We start from the raw sequence: 15,314 nt of genomic DNA on the forward strand, positions 1-15,314 counted from the left end.
CGCACGTCAATCGAGCAGCTCTCGCAGCCGCAACGCCAACTCGCTGGCGGTGTAGGGTTTTTGCAGCCAACTCCCTGCCGCCCTGCCGGCGGCGCCCGGTTCGGCATAGCCGGACGTGAACAGCATCTTCACATCGGGTCTGAGGGCGCGCACGTGCCGGCCCAATTCGTCGCCATTCATTCTGCCTGGCATAATCATGTCCGTGAAAACGAGGGAGACCTCCGGATGCGCCTCAAGCAGTTGAAGTGCCTGCGCGCCGGCTTCCGCCTCGATGACGGTGTATCCGGCGTCGCGCAGTCGCGAGACAACGACTCGGCGCACGCGTTCATCGTCCTCCACGACAAGGATCGTCTCATGGCCTCTCGGAATGGGCTCCGGGTAGGCAGTTTCATCTACGCCAATTTGTGCCGACTGGCTTTCTCCCCGCGCGGCCGGCAGAAAGAGGCGCACGCTCGTGCCGCGGTCAGGCTCACTGTAGAGCTGAACATGCCCGCCAGATTGCTTGACGAAGCCGTAGACCATGCTGAGGCCAAGTCCTGTCCCCGCACCGGTGCCTTTCGTTGTGAAGAAGGGCTCGAAGGCGCGACGCTTGATGTCTTCTGTCATCCCTACGCCGGTGTCGGTGACGGCAACCAGAACATAGTGTCCCATTCGGACCTCCGGGTACATCTGGGCGTAGTCACGATCGAGGGCCGTAGTCGAAATCTCGATGGTTGCTCGGCCACCATTCGGCATTGCGTCGCGCGCGTTCAGCCCCAGGTTCAGGAGAGTGTTTTGAAGTTGGGAAACGTCGATCAGCGCGAGATTGCTGCTGCCCTTCACGACGGTCGATAATTCTATCGTCTCGCCCAGCGTTCTGGTCAGAAGCTTCGAAAAGCTAGAGACGAGTTCTCCAACGTCAACGAGCTTCGGCGTTAGAGGCTGACGCCGGCCGAATGCGAGCAATTGTGCCGTCAACTTTGCCCCATCGTCAGCCGCCGCCTGCGCTTCGCGCAAGAGTTCCCTGAGCCTCTCGTCTTCCAGCCGGGTCTCGATCATCTCCAGATTGCCGGTGATCACAGTCAACAGATTGTTGAAATCATGCGCCAAGCCCCCGGTCAGTTGCCCGACGGCCTCCATCTTCTGCGCTTGCCTGAGTTCTTCCTCGATGCGTTGTCGGCTGGTGAGATCCCGAATGAAACCGGTGAATATGCGGCGGCCATTGGTCATCGCTTCCCCGACTGAGAGCTCCATTGGGAACGTTGTACCGTCCTTTCGTAGCCCGGTGACGACCCTTCCAATCCCGATGATGCGCCGTTCGCCCGTGCGCAGGTAGTTGTTCAGGTATTGGTCATGCGCATCGCGGTGGGGGGAGGGCATCAGGACCTTGACGTTGTGGCCAACGACATCGCTTTCGGCGTGTCCGAAGAGGCGTTCCGCTGCTGCGCTGAAGGAACTGATCGACCCTCTTTCATCAATTACGACCATCGCCTCGGGAACCGTGTCGAGAATCGAGCGAAGATGTGCCTCTCGCGCCGCCAGATCGGCCTGAGCACGCTTGAGATTTGTAATGTCGCTGTCAGTTTGCACGATTACGAGGTGCCCGGCAGACGCGGTATCTACCCATCGGCTCGCGACAAATACGGGGCTTCCATTGCTGTGCCTTTGCACCAGCTCGCCCGACCACGTGCCATGAGAGCGCAAGTGGTCGCGAATTTGCTCGAGCGGCTGAGGGAAGGTAGTGGATAGGAGATCATGAACAACCTTGCCCTTCGCCTCAGCGCGTGACCAGCCGTAGAGCGCTTCGCAGCCGTTGCTCCAATGCGTAATGATTCCGTCGAGCCCGTGGACAATCACGTTGGCGTCGTCGAGAGCATTGACGAAGTTCGCGTCCCGTTGCTCCATCTCGCGCTGTCGCCTTTCATGCGTTGACGGATGCATGTGTCACTGCGCGGACGAGAGAGGGCATCCATCGCTCGCTTTCGTCGCCCTCCGCCAGCAGTCGAAGCGTTTCCATCTTCAAGATCTTGATCGAGCGCCGACCCGCTCCTTCAATGATACCGCTGTTCGCGAGTTTTGTTATAGTGCGAGATACCGTCTCGATCGTCATTCCCAAATAATTCGCGATATCGAGCCTTGTCATGGGGAGCTCAATAATCGAACGGTGCTCTGAGTTCCCCCTCTGCCTCATCATCAGCAAGAAGTTGGCAAGCTTCTCGTCGGCGCTCCTGCGCGAAAGCAAGACGGTTTGATCCTGCGCGGCGGTCATCTCATCGCGCAGCTTGGAGACGAGTTGCTCCTGCAAGTGTGAATTGCGTGCCACTTCGTCCTCGAACCGGCCTCGAGGGAAGCGACGAAGTTGCACGGGGGAGATTGCCTCGACTGTATAAAGATAACGCTCCTTGAGCGACACACCGAGGAGATCTCCGGGGCCCAAGAAGCCAACTATAATACGGCGGCCGTCGCCGAGCAGACGAAGCGCTCGCAGCATTCCATCCGCGACTTCGAAAACATGCGTGGCCTCGTCACTCTCCCAGAATATTGCCTCACCGGGCTCGAACCTTTCGAGCGGCTGTCGGCTGAAAAGTGAGCAAAGGTCTGCTGCCGACGGGGTCCGCGAATCCATCGCAATTGCGCGACCATCCGGCATCGCTAAGACGTGAACGCTCATGACGTCTCCTCCCTCCTTTCTAACGACAAGAGTTGAACGCTAAGCCGTCATTTCATGACGACACGCGTGCAAAAATTGGTACGATATTGTAACAAAGTGTAACGGCGCTCCGGGCAAAACGGCGCCGTTCGGGGTGGTTTAATGGGGAGTGTGCGGATCTTGCCCGAGCACATCCTGGTCGTCGATGACGACTCGAGGATCCGGCAGATGCTTTCGCGGTACTTCGAAGAGGAAGGATATCGCGTCAGTCTCGCGGGCGACGGACAGGAGATGCGCGAGTGCCTCGACAAACATTCAATCGACATCATTCTGCTCGACCTGATGCTGCCTGGCGAGGACGGGTTGGCACTTGCGCGCGATCTACGCGCGCGCTCGGACGTTCCGATCATCATGCTGACCGGTCGCAATGACGTCGTCGACAGGGTGGTCGGGCTGGAGGTGGGTGCCGACGACTACGTTGCGAAACCTTTCCATCTTCGCGAGGTATTGGCGCGCGTCAGGGTTGTTCTTCGTCGCCGGCAACCTCGGCCGACGTACGACGCCGTCGACCCGACGTTAGAAATCTACTGCTTCGAGGGACTGCGCCTCGACGTTCCTCGCCGCCAACTCCTGTCAGTTGATGGGAGCGAGATCCTGCTGACGACCGGCGAATTCGACATGCTTTGCGTGCTCGTGAAGCACGCGGGTCGCGTCCTTCAACGCGAACTGCTTATGGATCTGACGAGGGGCCGGGATCTCGACGCCTTCGACCGCACCATTGACGCGCAGATCGCTCGGCTGAGGCGGAAGATCGAGCATGACCCCAGCCGCCCCGCTTTGATCAAATCGGTGAGAGGCGTCGGTTATGTCTTCAGTGCAAGGACGACGCGGCAAGACAGCTAGAGCCATTTCGCCATGCAGCGCCTAAATGGCCTTGCGCCAAGAACGACTTACTGAACAGGGATGAGGATCCCGCCGCCGTTTCGCCCGCAAATATCTGTCGATCCCGGCCAATTGGTCGGTTGGAGAGCGGCGACGCGAATGAACCCGCAATGTCTGTTGCGAGCAATCGCCAAAAGGTAGTTCAACAGCGACCTGGACACACCACGCGAATCCGCAGCACTCGCCACGATAAAGACCGGCACGCCGAGGACGTTGCCGTAGATTTTATCGTGCGTCCGGCGCATGATGCAGACGCCCGCTATATATCCGAGCGGATTTTCTGCAGTTATAACTTCTTCGACATACGGCGACGGCCAGTTCCGTGCGAAGGCCGCCTCGCAGAAATCACGCCAAACCTGCAAATTGACATGATAGCCAACAGCCTCGATCAGCTTATAGGTCTTATCGACTTGATGGCACTTGATCGGACCGATGAGATAGGCAACGGCCATGTTGCTCTCCAATAGAATGCCGACCTGATGCCCTGGTTCCGCTGCGAGCATTGAGGAAGACTGCCATGATTCAGCGCCGCGGACCGATGCAGCTTTCTGCGCATCCACGGGCCAGCGAACAGTTTCCGGGAAGCAGCAGGCGCAGTCGTTGATGTTCGTCAAAAACGTGGAAGCGCCGCAAATTTGATGAGGGTCAAAGCCTGCGGCTCGCATCTGTTGTTCAGTTCAGTTGAAGAGCCTTCGAGCGGGAGCAATGCTCGCGACTTCGCCGTATTCCAATCCACTACCTGAACCGACGGGGCATGCGATGTCCATCAGTCTTCAAGGCCGTAGCCTCCTGACCCTCGACGAATTCACTTCAGAGGAGATCGGATTTCTGTTGCAGCGCGCCGCCGAGTTGAAGGCTGACAAGCGAAGCGATAATGAAATCCCCCGGCTCAGCGGTAAGAACATCGCGCTTGTCAGCGAGGCGGATCAGATCGGCACTTTCTTCGGATCCGAAGTTGCAGCCTATGATCAGGGCGCACGCGTCATCAGCCTGAGACTCGACGCGGGGCCACAGTGCGGATCGACCAAGGACTCGGCCCGTGCGCTCGGCAGAATCTATGACGCTATCGAATATTGCGGCCACGCCCAAACCACCGTGGAGGAGCTGGCGGCATACGCCCAGGTGCCGGTCTACAATGGATCCACCGACGAATCCTGTCCGATCCAGGCATTGGCAGATTTTCTCACGATGCGGGAGGCCGCCAAAAAAGAGCTGTCGGACATCACGGTCGCCTTTATGGGCGACGGCCGCAGTCCTATCGCCAAGTCGCTCGCCACAGGAGCGTCCAAGCTCGCGATGGATTTTAGGATCGTCTCGCCGCCGATATTCTGGCCGGCTCCGCCCTTCGTCGACCGCGTTACCTCGGAAGCGCGGAAGAATGGCGGGAAGTTCTCGGTCCTGGAGCATGTCGGCGTTGGGGTGTTGGGTGCAGACTTCGTCTACACGGCGTCGTGGCTGGGAGAACATGAGGCGGGCTGGGCCGAGCGCATCAGGCTGCTGGCGCCTTTCGGCGTCAGGGCAAATGTCCTGGAAGCGACCGACAATCCGTATTGCAAGGTCATGCATTGCTTGCCTGCCTTCCACGACAGGAGCTCAAGGACAGGAGCACGCGTCGCCAAGGAGTTCGGGCTCGACTGCATGGAAGTCTCTGACGCGATCTTTGAATCGAACGCTTCCGTCGTCTTCGACCAGGCGGAAAACCGCATGCATGCGGTCAAGGCCGTTTTCGTGGCCACAATTGAAAACCGGAAGTCTGCTGTATGAGATCGAGACTGTTGAGAACGGCATCGCTGAGGCGTGCCCGCCCATAGGCTGCGTTCGCGGGCGGGAGGGGATCCAAAAGAGGGCCACTGGCGCTCGCGACCGGATGAGCTGCATGGCAACTATCGACACCCCTTCCGGCCACAGGCCCTGAGCAGGCGCCAGTGCCGAGTACAGCCTGGCCGCCGCACTCCAGGTGCGCCTGCTGCATCCCAGCCAACGCGACGAACTCAAGCGAGCCGAGCAGAAAACAGCGTCGCAGGATGGCAGTGGCCATAACCGACGCTCGGCGTTACGGAGCGAGGTCGTCAGCTTGCCCACCGATACAGGTGGAGGCGGAACACTCCGCAGAGATCCCTCATTCCGTACCCTGGTGGTGATCCTGGGTAGGCGCTGCTTCAACGTGCATTCCGCCCTTCGCGGCGAGATGGATGCCCTCGACATAGCCTATGAAAGCGAGTTCGGCGCTTACTCGGGCACGGGCCTTGGCAACGTCGGCCTGGGCAGTTGGCTCCCTCGTAACCGCGCGGTGAGCCCTGGCCTCGCGGTATCTTTGCGCGATTCCGTGGCTGACCTCCTCACTCATGAGGGCGGTCAGCGCATCCGGCTTCCCGGTCTCGAGCGCCTCTTCGGCGGCTGGGATTGCTGGGCCGAAATCGGTACCGGCCGGTTTTAACCCGGTGTAAGGCGCTCCCTCCCCAGCACGGTGGAGCCGCACTGCGGTTTCCATGAAGTAGCGATCAGCCAATGCCTTGGCATCGGGTCCCTGCTTGCGCACGTTGAGCGACTGCTCAAAGGCCGAGCGCAACTCAGGCTCGGCCGGAGCAGGCGCAAATGGGAGTATGAGATTGACGTTTCCGCGATCAAGTGCCCGAACCGCGGCCGTGGCCACCGGACCGTCTGCGGCGTCGCAATGGGCCCGAGCGCTGATTGGAATAAGCGCCACTCCAAGCAAGATAACAACAGTTGCGAGCATTTTTGACATTCGATGCTCCTCTGGTTGATTGCTGACAGCAGGTTTAGCGGGGGAGCCACCTTCCGAGCACGAGCTTTACATAGCGGCCGACCAGGAGCGCAGCGAATAGAGGACTTCCTCGTCGGTGCGGGCGTGCAACATCAGTTTCTCCGCGAAGATTGTATATCCGGAACGTTTTTGGCCTTCGCCGCAGCCACGAGGTCGCCAAGTGCCACGACGATCTGCTTGTGCTCGCTCAGCATTTCCGGCAACTCGGCCTCAAGTCTATCTGTCAGCGTGAGAACATCGGCCATGCCCGGCACTACATTGCCCGTCGCCAAGGGTGCGAGCAAACAAAGCGGAGGTAATGTGAACTCCTCCTCCCGCACGAAATGCGGCGGATGCAGACGCATTGCGACTTCTTTCGCGGCTTCGCCTACGCGACCGCCCGCCTTCGTCGCGTCAGCCAACTCCGCGTGAAGTTTGGCATGCTCGACTTTTAGAGATTCGGGGATCGGAAATTCCATCGATTGCTCCTTTCAGGGGGGAGCGCAGCATCCGGCAATGGCACCTGAAGATGCAGTGTCGCACACCTTTGAGTTCGTCATTTGATACAGATCAATCCGGCTGACGCTTCGATAGGAATCGTCTGCCACCGTTCGGCTAGTCGCCGCGGCTTTTGAGAGCCGCAATTGCCTAGAAGCTCCTCGCCAAGGCGGGTCTTCCCGCTGAAGTAATCAACGGGCCGCCCGATTTCCTGAAAAGCTTGCGTTATGGAAAACAGATACGCTGATCGAAACTAGGCCAAGATCGCGGCCGGTTTTCCTTGCGGCCATGGGAGCCGACCGCTTGCGTGACGACAGCCAGGCATGGTGAAGCTCACGGGAAAGGTCTGCTCCTGTGTCCGACTGGCTCGGCACGTCCTTTGCGCGTTACCCGGCTGGCTTGGTCCCTGTGTAGGCAAAGACCGCCACATGCTCGCCACGCCCTCCCAATGGTTCTCGGCAAACCGCCTCCCACGAGCATTGCTGCCGTGCCCGCAATACCACGGTCTCTGAAGCTAGCAGGGCGGTATCGAACCGCTTAGTAGCCTGTTCAATCTTGGCAGCCACATTGACAGTGTCGCCAAGCACTGTGAACTCAAGTCGTTGGTCGTCACCGACCAGCCCGTAATACAGCTCACCGCTGTGGATGCCGATTCCGACCCGGACAGGCGGATCGAATCCGCGTTTAATGTTCCACTGATCCATAAGTGCGAGAAGCCGGTGAGCGCAGGCTATGGCGCGAGCGCAATCATCACTTTGGGGTTCTGGAATGCCAAACACAACAAGAGCGCCATCGCCGATAAACTTGTCGATCACACCACCAAATGCCTCAGTTGCACGCATGACGCGTCGCCGAAAGGACGAGATGAAGATGGACAGCCTCCCAGGGTCTAATTTCTCGGCATAAGCCGTGAACCCCCGTATATCGATGAACAGGACAGTGCCCTGCTGGCGTCGGCCCTGGCGCCAGGTAGCTACATCATTCTCCCCCACCAATGGCGCAATCTCGGCTGGCAGGAAGCGAGCCAGGTTTGCTCTTCTGGCTGTCTCACTGACCTCGCGCACGAGAAGGCGCCGAGAGCGCGCCATTGCGAATGCCGTCGTGAGGCCGATGAGCATCAGCATGACGGCCCGCATAAGATAAGCAGGTAGTGAAAAGAGGCGGCCGACACTTTCTCCCAATGCGCCGATTGGCGGGGTCTCAATGCCAGACGGAGACAAGCGAAAGCCAAGCACGGAAGCGACCCCGACTACAGCGATCATTGTTGCCGTGGTGGCCCATATTTGCACGAGCGGTCGATATCGAAGCGCGCCGACCGCAAGGAGGAGGGGTACAGCCCAGATCGTCGGTAGGGCCGCGACCCAATTGCCCGCTAAGCCAATGCCGTGCAGGGCAAAATAGAGGCTGACGCCAAGAATTGCTGCATCGCCGGTAACGAGGACGAATGCCATCCAGGGCCTGAACCTGCCGCTGACAACTAGGAGAAACGATGTGATGCCGAGGGCCAAAAAGGCGAATACCGTGATCAACGCCGCGGCGCGAAGTTGGTTTAGGTTGTTCTCTTGGGTGAGCTCAGTCGTCCCAGAAGAGACCAGGAGACCACTCGCAAACAGGGCAATGCCCAACGTGATCCTTACCCAACCGATCGTGTATTCGGCCTCGCTCTCCGATTCCCAGAACAGCTTTTCGACAGGGGTTCTGGCGAGGGCCGAGCGGCTTGCGTCGGATCGATGGGCATTAAGTTGAAAAAATCCCATAAACAAACCTCCTCTCCTAATAGGCTTCACCCCGTCGGCGAGGCCGATGAGGACTGCTCGCCAATACCTCGGCAAAGCTATCCGGTTGACGTACCAGCGGGGTAGATCGTGCCGAACAGCGGGCCAAGGAGCTTGCCCGCGAACGTTGCCGGATAATCAAAATCGATGAACACGCGCAGTCGCGAAGCCTCCCCAGAAGGGCGGATCTCGAATCCCATTCGGTAGGCGCCGATGACGAGGAGCTTCGGTTGCCCACGCGTCTCCAACACTTTGCGGCATGGCGGCTGATGCTCGATGACCTCCACTCGCCGAGCATCATCATCGACGGCTTCTGCACGTGCGAGCCAAGGTTCGCCTGGTCGTCGAGATAGGCGAACAGCACCTGTGCGGGCGTCGGGACGTCCGCAGTGGCTTGTGCTGCGTAGGCGTAGGTCATGTTGGGTCGTCCGTCTTCGTGCGATGGTCGCCAGCGCCATGGCGATGTCGACCGTGGCCATGGAAGAGATGCATCAGCGGGCAGGCAAGCAACAGCAGGTAGGATGCGAGACCCAACGCATGCTGCCAGTGCTCACGAAGGACGAAGAACGCGGCAATTACCGTGAGCGAAGCGGCAAACAGTGTCCATCTGCGATCCCAGGTCATATCCGGGCACTCCTCAATCTGAGCGAATTGCCGATCACGCTGACCGACGAGAGCGCTATGGCGGCGGCGGCGATGATCAGCGACAGTAGAAGTCCGAGGGCGGGGTAGAGCACGCCAGCCGCAACCGGGACGCCAGCGGCGTTGTAGATGAAGGCGAAGAACAGATTCTGCCGGATGTTCCGCATCGTCGCGTGACTGAGCTGCCGCGCCCGTACAACCCCCTGCAGGTCGCCCTTCAGCGGCGTCACGCCAGCACTCTCGATTGCCACATCGGTTCCGGTGCCCATCGCGATGCCGACGTCAGCGGCGGCAAGGGCAGGAGCATCGTTCACGCCGTCGCCCGCCATGGCAACGATCCTGCCCTCATTGCGCAGACGAGCGACGATCTCGCTCTTATGCTCGGGCAGGACTTCCGCCTCGACCTCGCTGATCCCAAGCTTGCGGGCGACCGCATTGGCGGTGGTCTTGTTGTCCCCGGTGAGCATGAGCACGCGCACGCCGTCCTTGATCAGCGCCTCGACGGCGGTGGGTGTCGTCCCCTTGATCGGGTCGGAGATCGCGAACAACCCGCCGAGACGACCGTCGATGGACGCGAAGATGACCGTCGCTCCTTCGCCGCGCAGCTCCTCCGCCTTTTGCGAGAGGGCGGAGACGTCCACCCCTTCCTCGGACATGACCTGGTGGCTGCCGATAATCATCCTGCGGTCATCAACGAGACCGGTCACACCCTTGCCAACCGGGCTGTCAAAATCTTCCGCCTTCCCGAGTACCATTCCGCGCTCATTTTCGGCCTCGACAATGGCGGTCGCCAACGGATGCTCGCTCGAACGCTCCAAGGTAGCTGCCAATCGCAGGAGGGCCTCCTCCGGAGTGCCGTCCGACGCGACAATCGAGGTGACCTTCGGCTTGCCCTGGGTCAGGGTCCCCGTCTTGCCGACGCCAACCATGATCGACATCGGGGTGGCGAGGCCGAGCGCACAGGGGCGGGCGATGATCAGCACCGCCACTGCGGCTACCAGTCCATGGGTGAAGCGGGGTTCCGGCCCGACAGCCATCCACGTGGCGAAGGCGACGATGGCGATCAGAATGACAGCGGGAACGAACCAGCCAGAGACTTCGTCGGCCAGGCGTTGGATGGGAGCGCGAGACGGTTGGGCTTCGGCGACCATGCGGACGATCTGCGATAGCATGGTGTCGCGGCCGACCTTGCCCGCTTCCATGACGAAGCCGCCCGTCTTGTTCATCGTGCCACCGATCAGCTTCGCGCCGACCACCTTGGTGACCGGCATCGATTGCCCGGTGATCCTCGATTCATCGGCGGTGGCGACCACGCTGTAGACCAAGGCGACGCCCGTGCCCATGGCGATCAGGGTGAACATGTTCAGGTGTCGCGTGACGAGGGACCGCCAAGCCCGCTCGACGAAGGGAGCGCCTGCCCAGAGCACGACAGGCGTTGCGAAGACGAGTTGCAGCCAGTTCGAGGTCTGAGGGCTGACCATCATATGCAGATCGAAAAGGTGGCCTCCCATTTCTAGGATCAGAACGGGTACGGTGAGCGCCAGTCCGATCCAGAACCTCCGTCGCATGTCGACCAGCTCTGGGCTGGGACCCGTTTCGGCGGTCACGACTTCGGGTTCGAGGGCCATGCCGCAGATCCGGCAGTTGCCGGGACCGATCTGACGCACCTGCGGGTGCATCGGGCAGGTGTAGATTACCTCGTCACGATCTTCCTTGCGGACGTTCCGGCCGCTTGCCGCAGTGACGTTCTCGCTTGCATGATGATGCTGATGATGGTGCTCGTGACGGTTCTCGTGCTCACTCATGGCGAAGAGCTCCATGAAAGGACTCGCTCATCCAGCAAAGATGAAGCCAGATGCTTTACGGCAATGTTGCCCCCAAAACGGTTCGCGCGAGGCCTTGGCGCTGGTTCAAGCACATTGGGGCGAGTTCACCACGCGTGCCTTGATCTTCGTCAACGCAACCGACGACGTTATCCCGCATTCCTTTCGCAGTGACCGATCATTTAACTTCCAGCCAACCGCCGTCGAAGCCGGCGCGCCGCAATCCCGTCAGCACATAGGGGCAGGTCCGCATCAACCGCCACAACAGGCCGCTCCAATGGTTCTCGATCATCAGCACGATCGGTCCCTGATTGAGTCCGAAGTGCCAGGGCGACACCCACCAGCCATAGGGGGTCGCGATCTCGCTAATTTCCCGTTCGCGAGCGTCCGCCAAGTCGAAGTACGCCGCAGCCGACAGGGCCCCGGCCAGGAGCAGGGCGCTATCGATCGTCGACAGCTCGCATTGCCAGGCGCGACGCCCGGATGCCATGTCAAGGAAATGATAGTAAAAACCTTTGTACCCGGTGGCATCAGGCTCCGGTCCCTGAGGGCTGGATGAGAAGAAACGAAGCGTGGCTAACGTTCGCGCGACGGCGCCTGAGCGGCTCATCAGTCCGTTCTCCACGGCGACGGGGTAGCAGGCGAGGGCGAGACCTGTCGCGGCGATGCTCGATGGCCAGTTCTCGGCCGTCTTGTCGAGGATCAGACCGTTGGCGGGGTTCACTTCCTTGAGAAAGTAGTCGAACGCCTCCCGCTGAAGTTGGCGAAGGTCATCCGTAGACCTGGCTGCTTCCATGTTCGGCTCCTGCCGCGAAATTGCATCGTGGAGAAATCGTGACGCGATGGATTTCGCAGTATACCGCATCGGGAGCTGTGAAGCGCTTATGCTCGGCACCGATGACCTTGTCGCTCCGGTTGCCCGGATGGCGTTTCTGCGCTTCAGAGCGGAGCAAAAGGTCCGCGGCCATGATGGTTCCCCTGGTGTCAGTTCCTGACCAGACGGCTGTGATCGGCGCAGCTTGATCCGCATCAAGGTAGATTTGTTGCCGCAGCGATATTTTCGAAATGATGCGGGATAATCGCTGATTGGCGGCTACCCATTCAGACAAATGTCGGGAGGTGAGAAATGGCGACCTTGCGAACTATGCTGCTTACGAGTGCACTTGTCCTGGTTGGCATGCCTGCCTTTGCCGAAGACGCACACCATCCCCAGGCCACGGCCGGCCAAGGGAGCGGAGACGCGCAAATTCAAGCACCCGCCGCGAGTTCGAGCGCCGTGACGCCGTATGGCATGATGTCAGGTGACATGATGAGCGGAATGATGGGCGGTGGCCGGGATCCCATGGGCATGATGGCCGCAGGACAAGGCCCGACGGGACAGGGCGGCATGGGGTGGGCGATGGCCCAGATGATGGCCCCTGAACATATCGAGGGCCGGATCGCGTTCTTGAAGACAGAGCTTAAGATAACGCCCGAGCAGGAGTCTGTTTGGAATGCATTTGCCGAGGCGCTGCGTACCAATGCCGGCGGCGCGCAGAATGGTATGATGCAGATGCCGGGCGCAATGGGCGGGCCGGGTAGAACGGCGGCGACTCCATTGCAGCGTATCGAGCTCCGGGAAAGCGCTCTCGCCAGGCGCCTCGAAAGCGTGCGCAAGCTGAAGGCATCCCTCGTTCCTCTCTATCAGGCGCTGGATGGAACGCAGAAGCAGATGGCCGACAAGCTTCTCCTACCTCCAATGATGGGAATGATGTAGGTGGCAGGGCAGCCACTTCGATGAGCAGCGTTATGACTACCTAAGGCACGAGTTCTAGGAGCGGATGCTGAAGGCATAGAAACCAACACCCGCATCGACCTCCGCGTTTCCGGTCTCGACCGCCGTTCCCAACTGCTCACCTCGATCGATGAAGTGGATCGTCTTGCTGAAGGGAACAAGGATGCGGATCAAACGGCGCTTCTCCATACCGTCGAGATCGCCTGTCCAAGCACTATTTCCACGCGTTGGCGCTGCATGCCCGGCATATGAACCGTCCATTGAAACGCCGATGGCGGCCATAACGGCAAGAATGAGAGGGACACACCTACGCGCAACGAAAGCGAGACGCGTCAGCATCGCCTGAAAGCCCCTGTGCGTCGGCTCACATCCGATCGCTTCACACATCGCCGCTGACCAAGCACCGCTCAAATTGAGACTACACCCTGCGGAATCGATGGCAAGCGACACAAAATGCAATCTTCAGGCGATCGAGCATTATTCTGTTCGGGTCAGGGGGCGCATCATTATCGATCAAAGTGCGTATTGACGGATCAATTCGCCGCAAGAAGCGCCGCCAGCTATTTGATAGGTTCATAAGCTGTGGAGCGAGCGACTTTCTTCGCTTCTCGAATTTGACTGTGCGTGTTCAGGCTACCTCCCTCGATCCGGCGCGTATTCATTGCCAACGCTCGGTTCGAATAGGAGCGGTTTCCCGTTATTTCCGGTCCTAGCCATATCGGGCGTGGCGGATCCTCGTCTGCATTTCGGAGTTCGACCTCCGCGATGACAAGGCCGCGGTGCAGACCGGTGTAGACGTCGATTTCCCAGCAATGGCCTTGATAATCCACCTCGTAACGAGTCTTCTCGACTACGCCCAGAGCGTGCTCGAACAATCCTATCGCGTCAGCATAGGGGATTTCGTACTCGTACTCTTCACGTCTCGCAGGGCCGATCCGGATCTTGAGGGCCAGTGTTGCCCGAACCGCGTTTACGGTCCTGACGCGAACCACGCGGTTTCTCGTACTCACAATGTAAGCTTGCCTAATTTCAGAAGCTCTGGAGGCGTGTTTCCGCCAACGATCGTCCAAGACGTGGAATTTTCGCTCAATCTCAACCCTCATTTTAACCTCTCGCGGATCATGATGCAGCATCGCCCGACCAAGGCGATCGGCTAGCTGCCGCTGCCAAGGTTCATTCTCGTGACATGACTGGCGTAACGTCCTTGTATTCGTCGATGCTGTCGTATCTCTGCAGAAGGAAACCGACACCGGGGCGCCAGAAGACGCCATTCTATGGAATGGCGAGCGCACCGAAATTGATTTGCAACAAAGTCAGTTCCTGGACACGCACCTTTCCTCCTCGCTCGAGGTACCCAAAACCTAGGCCAAGCGCCATACACATGCTCGGCGTGGCTCGACATCGGGGCTCCTGGGGCCGGCGCAACGTTGCGAAAGGCAGCCCCTATTACACGGCTCCAAGACTTCGCATGGCTACACGTTGCCAGATCGGAAAATCCATCGGTTGCTGACGAGGAGGAAGAAGGGCTCCGCAAGATTGACGCGGGTCAAATTGTCCCGATGAGATTTCCGGTACTTTGCAAGAGCCTCATGGATCGGCTCCCCTTGTCGGCGCGCACCGGTCCGGACCTAAATGCACGCTCTGGTAAGACGATATGCGAATGGGTGATGAAATTCTGAACTGTTTCGACGACGGCACCGCAAACGTCGCTACCGTACATAGAGCCTCCACATCCGTCTTTCCCGCCCTGTTTGGCGCAGTTCTTGCCCTGGCGTGGGCGGATCCGGCGGCCGCCGAGCATTGCAAGAACTCTCCTGCGCCAGGGCTGGACTGGAGCGAGTGCAGGAAGAGCCGCCTTATGCTCAGCGAAGCTGACCTCGAAAGCGCCAATCTCTTCAAGACCAACTTCACCCTCACCGATCTGCGCCGCGCTAATCTCAAATCGGCTAACCTCGAGAAGGCGAAACTAGTCCGCGCCTCACTCGTTGGTGCAAGTGCTGAAAAAGCGAACTTTGCCCAGGTCGAAGCGCACCGGGCAAATTTCGCGGGCATCTCCGCGAAAGGCGCCTCCTTTGTCAATGCTGAACTGCAGCGCGCGGACTTCAGCCAGGCGCGCCTGACGGACGCGAATTTTGAGAAGGCCGAACTCGGGCGGGCCACGTTCCACGGAGCGAAACTGAAAGGCACCCGGTTTTCGCGTGCCAACCTTTCACGCGCCGACTTCAGCGGCGCTTACATCGAGGGGGCGATTGCGTTAGACGGATCAATCCTCTTTTTGACCAGGATTGAGGGAGTGGACCTCTCGGCCGCAACTGGCCTGCAGCAGGCGCAGGTCGATCAGACCTGCGGCGATGCTGCGACCAAACTTCCACCTGGACTTGCCGTCCCAGCAAGGTGGCCTTGTGAATTCGATTAAGGAACAAATACTGCAGGACATCTCGAATGGCCCGTGCCTGCGCTTGCGAAA

At 59.6% G+C, this 15,314-nt stretch carries 16 protein-coding genes; 4 read left to right on the forward strand and 12 right to left on the reverse strand.

Going from position 1 to position 15,314, the window contains the following annotated elements; all coding sequences use genetic code 11:
• Positions 1 to 6: 6 nt before the first annotated feature.
• A complete protein-coding gene (locus tag ILFOPFJJ_RS28210; protein WP_173513862.1) occupies positions 7 to 1,884 on the reverse strand; it encodes a hybrid sensor histidine kinase/response regulator in 1,878 nt (625 codons plus the stop codon).
• Between the two features lie 16 nt (positions 1,885 to 1,900).
• Positions 1,901 to 2,605 carry a Crp/Fnr family transcriptional regulator gene (locus ILFOPFJJ_RS28215; protein WP_246299882.1) on the reverse strand — a complete coding sequence of 235 codons (705 nt, stop codon included), beginning with the start codon at positions 2,603 to 2,605 and terminating at the stop codon, positions 1,901 to 1,903.
• Positions 2,606 to 2,791: 186 nt separating this feature from the next.
• Here ILFOPFJJ_RS28215 and ILFOPFJJ_RS28220 point away from each other — a divergent pair, with 186 nt between their 5' ends.
• Entirely contained in the window at positions 2,792 to 3,532 is a 741-nt protein-coding gene (locus ILFOPFJJ_RS28220) for a response regulator (RefSeq protein ID WP_173513864.1), read from the forward strand.
• A 47-nt stretch (positions 3,533 to 3,579) separates the two neighbouring features.
• On the opposite strand, the gene ILFOPFJJ_RS28225 is transcribed toward ILFOPFJJ_RS28220, so the two are convergent.
• The gene (locus tag ILFOPFJJ_RS28225) at positions 3,580 to 4,023 is read right to left on the reverse strand and encodes a hypothetical protein (protein ID WP_173513865.1); all 444 of its coding nucleotides are present in this window, start codon (positions 4,021 to 4,023) and stop codon (positions 3,580 to 3,582) included.
• 307 nt (positions 4,024 to 4,330) lie between these two features.
• Between ILFOPFJJ_RS28225 and ILFOPFJJ_RS28230 the strand changes: the two genes are divergently transcribed.
• Complete coding sequence (locus ILFOPFJJ_RS28230; protein WP_173513866.1) at positions 4,331 to 5,335, forward strand: Rossmann-fold NAD(P)-binding domain-containing protein; 1,005 nt, start codon at positions 4,331 to 4,333, stop codon at positions 5,333 to 5,335.
• Positions 5,336 to 5,690: 355 nt separating this feature from the next.
• Here the strand turns inward: ILFOPFJJ_RS28230 and ILFOPFJJ_RS28235 are convergent, their stop codons facing one another.
• The 7 genes from ILFOPFJJ_RS28235 to ILFOPFJJ_RS28265 all read right to left on the reverse strand — a co-directional run bounded on the left by ILFOPFJJ_RS28235 (position 5,691) and on the right by ILFOPFJJ_RS28265 (position 11,869).
• Positions 5,691 to 6,317, reverse strand: coding sequence for a DUF6448 family protein (locus ILFOPFJJ_RS28235; protein ID WP_173513867.1), 627 nt, complete (start codon positions 6,315 to 6,317; stop codon positions 5,691 to 5,693).
• A gap of 131 nt (positions 6,318 to 6,448) precedes the next feature.
• Positions 6,449 to 6,814 carry a hypothetical protein gene (locus ILFOPFJJ_RS28240; RefSeq protein WP_246299849.1) on the reverse strand — a complete coding sequence of 122 codons (366 nt, stop codon included), beginning with the start codon at positions 6,812 to 6,814 and terminating at the stop codon, positions 6,449 to 6,451.
• 405 nt (positions 6,815 to 7,219) lie between these two features.
• Positions 7,220 to 8,590 carry an adenylate/guanylate cyclase domain-containing protein gene (locus ILFOPFJJ_RS28245; RefSeq protein ID WP_173513943.1) on the reverse strand — a complete coding sequence of 457 codons (1,371 nt, stop codon included), beginning with the start codon at positions 8,588 to 8,590 and terminating at the stop codon, positions 7,220 to 7,222.
• 77 nt (positions 8,591 to 8,667) lie between these two features.
• A complete protein-coding gene (locus ILFOPFJJ_RS35270; protein WP_246299851.1) occupies positions 8,668 to 8,895 on the reverse strand; it encodes a hypothetical protein in 228 nt (75 codons plus the stop codon).
• Positions 8,896 to 9,022: 127 nt separating this feature from the next.
• Positions 9,023 to 9,232 (reverse strand): DUF2933 domain-containing protein, encoded by a 210-nt coding sequence (locus ILFOPFJJ_RS28255; RefSeq protein ID WP_173513868.1) that lies wholly within the window; start codon positions 9,230 to 9,232, stop codon positions 9,023 to 9,025.
• Positions 9,229 to 11,055: a copper-transporting P-type ATPase gene (locus ILFOPFJJ_RS28260; protein WP_246299853.1), complete on the reverse strand. Its 1,827-nt coding sequence runs from the start codon at positions 11,053 to 11,055 to the stop codon at positions 9,229 to 9,231. Before ILFOPFJJ_RS28260 ends, ILFOPFJJ_RS28255 begins: the two co-directional genes overlap by 4 nt.
• Positions 11,056 to 11,251: 196 nt before the next feature.
• On the reverse strand, positions 11,252 to 11,869 hold the full coding sequence (locus ILFOPFJJ_RS28265; RefSeq protein ID WP_173513870.1) for a glucoamylase family protein: 618 nt from the start codon (positions 11,867 to 11,869) through the stop codon (positions 11,252 to 11,254).
• A 330-nt stretch (positions 11,870 to 12,199) separates the two neighbouring features.
• Between ILFOPFJJ_RS28265 and ILFOPFJJ_RS28270 the strand changes: the two genes are divergently transcribed.
• Complete coding sequence (locus ILFOPFJJ_RS28270) at positions 12,200 to 12,829, forward strand: Spy/CpxP family protein refolding chaperone (protein ID WP_173513871.1); 630 nt, start codon at positions 12,200 to 12,202, stop codon at positions 12,827 to 12,829.
• 54 nt (positions 12,830 to 12,883) lie between these two features.
• Here the strand turns inward: ILFOPFJJ_RS28270 and ILFOPFJJ_RS28275 are convergent, their stop codons facing one another.
• Both ILFOPFJJ_RS28275 and ILFOPFJJ_RS28280 read right to left on the reverse strand, forming a co-directional pair.
• On the reverse strand, positions 12,884 to 13,036 hold the full coding sequence (locus ILFOPFJJ_RS28275; protein ID WP_173513872.1) for a hypothetical protein: 153 nt from the start codon (positions 13,034 to 13,036) through the stop codon (positions 12,884 to 12,886).
• A gap of 371 nt (positions 13,037 to 13,407) precedes the next feature.
• Complete coding sequence (locus ILFOPFJJ_RS28280; protein ID WP_376741463.1) at positions 13,408 to 13,980, reverse strand: CYTH domain-containing protein; 573 nt, start codon at positions 13,978 to 13,980, stop codon at positions 13,408 to 13,410.
• A gap of 527 nt (positions 13,981 to 14,507) precedes the next feature.
• Here ILFOPFJJ_RS28280 and ILFOPFJJ_RS28285 point away from each other — a divergent pair.
• Positions 14,508 to 15,263 carry a pentapeptide repeat-containing protein gene (locus ILFOPFJJ_RS28285; protein WP_173513874.1) on the forward strand — a complete coding sequence of 252 codons (756 nt, stop codon included), beginning with the start codon at positions 14,508 to 14,510 and terminating at the stop codon, positions 15,261 to 15,263.
• Positions 15,264 to 15,314 lie beyond the last annotated feature (51 nt).

Origin of the sequence: Sinorhizobium psoraleae (genome assembly GCF_013283645.1) — a bacterium.
Classification (GTDB): Bacteria; Pseudomonadota; Alphaproteobacteria; order Rhizobiales; family Rhizobiaceae; genus Sinorhizobium; species Sinorhizobium psoraleae.

Excerpts from the sequence above, each read along its gene's own strand:
- ILFOPFJJ_RS28215 (WP_246299882.1), bottom strand. The coding sequence starts at position 2,605 with ATGGATTCGCGGACCCCGTCGGCAGCAGACCTTTGCTCACTTTTCAGC.
- ILFOPFJJ_RS28270 (WP_173513871.1), top strand. The coding sequence starts at position 12,200 with ATGGCGACCTTGCGAACTATGCTGCTTACGAGTGCACTTGTCCTGGTT.
- ILFOPFJJ_RS28260 (WP_246299853.1), bottom strand. The coding sequence starts at position 11,055 with ATGAGTGAGCACGAGAACCGTCACGAGCACCATCATCAGCATCATCAT.
- ILFOPFJJ_RS28220 (WP_173513864.1), top strand. The coding sequence starts at position 2,792 with ATGGGGAGTGTGCGGATCTTGCCCGAGCACATCCTGGTCGTCGATGAC.
- ILFOPFJJ_RS28255 (WP_173513868.1), bottom strand. The coding sequence starts at position 9,232 with ATGACCTGGGATCGCAGATGGACACTGTTTGCCGCTTCGCTCACGGTA.
- ILFOPFJJ_RS28245 (WP_173513943.1), bottom strand. The coding sequence starts at position 8,590 with ATGGGATTTTTTCAACTTAATGCCCATCGATCCGACGCAAGCCGCTCG.
- ILFOPFJJ_RS28265 (WP_173513870.1), bottom strand. The coding sequence starts at position 11,869 with ATGGAAGCAGCCAGGTCTACGGATGACCTTCGCCAACTTCAGCGGGAG.
- ILFOPFJJ_RS28275 (WP_173513872.1), bottom strand. The coding sequence starts at position 13,036 with ATGGAGAAGCGCCGTTTGATCCGCATCCTTGTTCCCTTCAGCAAGACG.
- ILFOPFJJ_RS28235 (WP_173513867.1), bottom strand. The coding sequence starts at position 6,317 with ATGTCAAAAATGCTCGCAACTGTTGTTATCTTGCTTGGAGTGGCGCTT.
- ILFOPFJJ_RS28230 (WP_173513866.1), top strand. The coding sequence starts at position 4,331 with ATGTCCATCAGTCTTCAAGGCCGTAGCCTCCTGACCCTCGACGAATTC.
- ILFOPFJJ_RS28240 (WP_246299849.1), bottom strand. The coding sequence starts at position 6,814 with ATGGAATTTCCGATCCCCGAATCTCTAAAAGTCGAGCATGCCAAACTT.
- ILFOPFJJ_RS28285 (WP_173513874.1), top strand. The coding sequence starts at position 14,508 with ATGGGTGATGAAATTCTGAACTGTTTCGACGACGGCACCGCAAACGTC.
- ILFOPFJJ_RS28210 (WP_173513862.1), bottom strand. The coding sequence starts at position 1,884 with ATGGAGCAACGGGACGCGAACTTCGTCAATGCTCTCGACGACGCCAAC.
- ILFOPFJJ_RS28225 (WP_173513865.1), bottom strand. The coding sequence starts at position 4,023 with ATGGCCGTTGCCTATCTCATCGGTCCGATCAAGTGCCATCAAGTCGAT.
- ILFOPFJJ_RS28280 (WP_376741463.1), bottom strand. The coding sequence starts at position 13,980 with ATGCTGCATCATGATCCGCGAGAGGTTAAAATGAGGGTTGAGATTGAG.